General features: G+C 74.1%; 4 protein-coding genes and 1 pseudogene. All 5 read right to left on the reverse strand.

All coding sequences use genetic code 11. The features are described 5' to 3' along the window. Positions 1–783, reverse strand: a 783-nt coding sequence (locus CCL05_RS39630; RefSeq protein ID WP_086565451.1) for an FkbM family methyltransferase, incomplete at its 3' end; no start/stop codon positions are given. After that, positions 780–1,001 (reverse strand): Trm112 family protein, encoded by a 222-nt coding sequence (locus CCL05_RS39635; RefSeq protein WP_086565449.1) that lies wholly within the window; start codon positions 999–1,001, stop codon positions 780–782. The genes CCL05_RS39635 and CCL05_RS39630, both read right to left, overlap by 4 nt. Then, positions 998–1,903 carry a hypothetical protein gene (locus tag CCL05_RS39640; RefSeq protein WP_086565452.1) on the reverse strand — a complete coding sequence of 302 codons (906 nt, stop codon included), beginning with the start codon at positions 1,901–1,903 and terminating at the stop codon, positions 998–1,000. The genes CCL05_RS39635 and CCL05_RS39640 overlap by 4 nt, the downstream gene beginning before the upstream one ends. Positions 1,904–1,918: 15 nt before the next feature. Beyond that, positions 1,919–2,656, reverse strand: a complete 738-nt coding sequence (locus CCL05_RS39645) for a class I SAM-dependent methyltransferase (protein WP_086565450.1) — start codon at positions 2,654–2,656, stop codon at positions 1,919–1,921. Next, a pseudogene (locus CCL05_RS39650) lies at positions 2,653–3,286 on the reverse strand (condensation protein); the annotation flags it as partial. The gene CCL05_RS39645 and the pseudogene CCL05_RS39650, both read right to left, overlap by 4 nt.

The following is a 3,286-nucleotide window of genomic DNA, read 5'->3' on the forward strand; positions in this document are numbered from 1 at the left end:
ACGGCCGCCGCCCGGGCGGCGGCCGTCCGGCAGGAAGAGGACCGAGTTGACGTAGCGCGGGCCCCGCAGGACGTCGTACGGCAGGACGCGGCGCAGCAGGCCGTGCGAGACCACGTAGGAGGCGTGCGCCTGGTGCTCCTCAAGAGGGAACTTCGCCAGCGGCACCCAGCTGTCGCCGGGCAGGACCCAGCCGTCGTAGCCGAGCAGGGCCAGGTAGGTCACCACCGGGGCGATCGGCTGGATGCGGGACTCCAGCTCCACGAACAGGGCCGGGCGGTCGCGGGCCAGCAGGCCCGTCGCCCCGCGCAGGACCGCCGGCTCGTTGCCGTCCACGTCGATCTTGATGAAGCCGACGTCCCGCAGCCCCAGCTCGTCCAGCGTGACGCACGGGACGTCCAGCGCCCGGCCGTGGATGTCGCGCCGGACCAGCGACGACACGCCCCGGTCGCCCGAGTCGTCCGACGGCAGCCACAGGCGGGCGATGCCCGGGCGGTCCGAGGCCGCCGCACGGATCACCCGTACGTTCGGCGGGACGGCGGCCGTCAGCAGACGGGCCAGGTGGGGCACCGGTTCGATCGTCACCACGTGCTCGGCGCGGCCGGACAGCCGGTGCGTCCAGGGCCCGTACCAGCCGCCGACGTCCACCGCCGTACCGCAGTCCGGCGGGCACAGCTCGGGGAGCCGGGCCAGCTCCGGTTCGAACCGGGGGTAGAGCGCCCGGGCCGTCGCGGCCACCAGGCGGGCGGGCAGGAGGGGAGCGAGCCGGGCGGCCAGGCTGGTCATGGCGTCATCCTCTGGAGAAGTTCCTCGTGCTCGTCGTCCGGGACCTGCTCGCCCGAGGACGGCAGCAACTGCGGAATGCCGTCGACGATCGGATAGCGGCGGCGCAGACGCGGGTTGTACAGCGCCTCCTCCCGCCCGGCCTCCTCGGCCAGCAGATGCAGCGGGCCCTTGTCGAGCGGGCACGCCAGGATCTTCAGTATCGGGTCGTCGGGCTTCATGGGGAGGCCAACTCCTTGGCTGGTGCGGGGGGTTGGGGAGCGGGGTCGTGCTTCGGCATGGTCAGCAGCACGGCGACCGCCAGGGCCGTGCCCGCCACCCGCAGCGCGAGCCGCAGCGGCTCGTCCGGCAGGGCCTCGCCGAACGACAGCGTGCCGAGCACCGCCGTGAACAGGGACGTCACGGTCGTGCACACGGGCACGATCAGCGAGGCCCGGCAGCGCTGGAGCGCCGCCTGCGACATCACCAGGCCGAACACACCGGTGAACAGCAGCAGATACGGATACGGGGAGCTCAGCAGGTCCAGCACCGCGCCGCCGATCCCGCTGGTCGTCAGACGGCTCGACACGCCCTTGATCGCCAGCGAACTGACGCCGTACAGCAGGCCCACCGCCACGCCGTACTCGACGCCGGTCGTCGGCCGCCGGTGCCGGTTGCGGGCCCGCCGCTCGGCGGAGCCGTACAGCCACAGCCCCGCCGCCAGCGACGGCACGCACACCAGCAGGATCAACGGGTACGGCGCCTCCTGGCTGACGGTGTCCGAGCCCTCGCGCAGCGACAGCACCACCATCAGCAGCGCGAGCAGGATCGCACCCAGCGCGTACCGCTCCCGGCCGCTCGTCTCCTCCCCGAGCAGCCGGGCCGACAGCAGCACGAGCAGCACCAGGCCGGAGACGAAGATGCCCTGCGCGGCGGCGATCGGGAGGGTGCGGTACACGACGAGCTGGGCGCCGAAACCGGCGGCGAGGGCGAGGGAGCCGCCGATCCACAGGGGACTGCCGATGACCAGGCGCAGCAGCCGGGCCGGCTGCCGGATCGTCACCTCGGGCAGCGCGGTGAGCGCGCGTTTCTCCAGCACGAAACCCAGGCTGTACAGGGTGTTCGCCAGCAGCGCCGCGGCCACTCCCCACCACATGGGCTACGTCCTCCTGGCGTGCAGCAGCAGGATCGACGCCAGCTGCGGCCGGGCACACGCCAGCCGGTCCAGCGGCCGCAGCGGGCGCGGCACGCCGTGGAAGGGAGCGCCTTCGAGCGTCACGACCGTGAATCCGGACGCGGCGACGAACTCCCGCAGCGCGCGGGCGGTGTAGAGGCGCAGATGGCCCACGACCTCCGAGCCCGGGCGGCCGTGGATGCCGCGCAGGCTGACCTCCGAGAAGACCGGCTGGACGCCGGCGAGCAGCAGGGCGCGGTTGTACCAGGCGGCCAGGTTCGGGGTGGACAGCATCAGATGCCCGCCGGGCCGCAGGATCCGGCGGATCTCGTCGAGCGCCGCGTCCGGGTCGACGAGATGCTCGATCACCTCGCTGAACAGCACGGCGTCGGCCGACTCCGGCGCGAACGGCAGTCCGCCGCCGGTGAGTTCGCCGCGGACCGCGTACGGGATGCGGGTGCGGGCGCGCCTGAGGGCGTCCTGGGACCAGTCGACGCCGATGACGCGGTGGCCGGGCAGGAGCGGGGCGGCGGTGGCGGCGGCGGTGCCGTCCCCGCAGCCGATGTCGAGGATCGTCCGGGGCCTTTGGCCCGCCGGGCCGAGGGCCGCGGCCAGCATGCGGGCCTGGCGGAGGCTGCGCGGGGTGCCGGAGGCGACGGGGACGGCCGGGTTCTCGTAGAAGTCCCGCAGGTCGCGGGGCGGGGGGCCGGTGGTGGTCGTCACGGGGTCACCTCCGTGGTGTGCAGATAGTGCTCGAACAGGTCGCGGAGATGGGCTCCGTCGCCGTGGCCGAGCAGGGTCCGGGACCAGCGCAGGGCCAGGTGGAGGCGGCCGGCGGTGGAGGCGGTGGTCACGGTGAGGCCGCGCGGCATCCGGGCCGGCGCCGAGAACCAGACCGCGTGCGCGCGGCCCGCCTCCTCGCCGAAGTCCAGGGGGTACGGGATACGGCCGATGTTGCTGAGCAGGGTCGTCGACGTCCAGGGCGCGGCGGCGCGGCGCAGGGCGCGGGTGAGGGCGGCGCGGGCGGCGACCGGGGCCCAGGGGGCGGTGAGGAGGGCGGCGCCGTGGCCCAGTTGGGGGCGGGGCAGGGACTTCAGCGCACGGGTCCGCTCCGCGGTGCGCCGGAGGAGGGCCGTCATGTCCGGGTGGTCCAACTCGGCCGGGGCGAAGGGGACTTCCACCAGGCGGGTGCCGTTGCCGATGGGCATCGTGGTGTCGCGGGGGCGGTCGTCGACGGGCATCGTGATGCGGAGGGGGCGGGATCGCGTGCCGTGTTCTCTGTTCCAGTGGGCGATGGTCAGGGCCGTGGTGACCATGAGCTGGTCGTTGACGGTGTAGGGGGAGCCCTTGGGG

Source organism: Streptomyces africanus, from assembly GCF_002150735.1.
GTDB classification, from domain to species: Bacteria; Actinomycetota; Actinomycetes; order Streptomycetales; family Streptomycetaceae; genus Streptomyces; species Streptomyces africanus.

Coding starts and splice junctions, on each gene's coding strand:
- CCL05_RS39635 (WP_086565449.1), bottom strand. CDS start 1,001: ATGAAGCCCGACGACCCGATACTGAAGATCCTGGCGTGCCCGCTCGAC.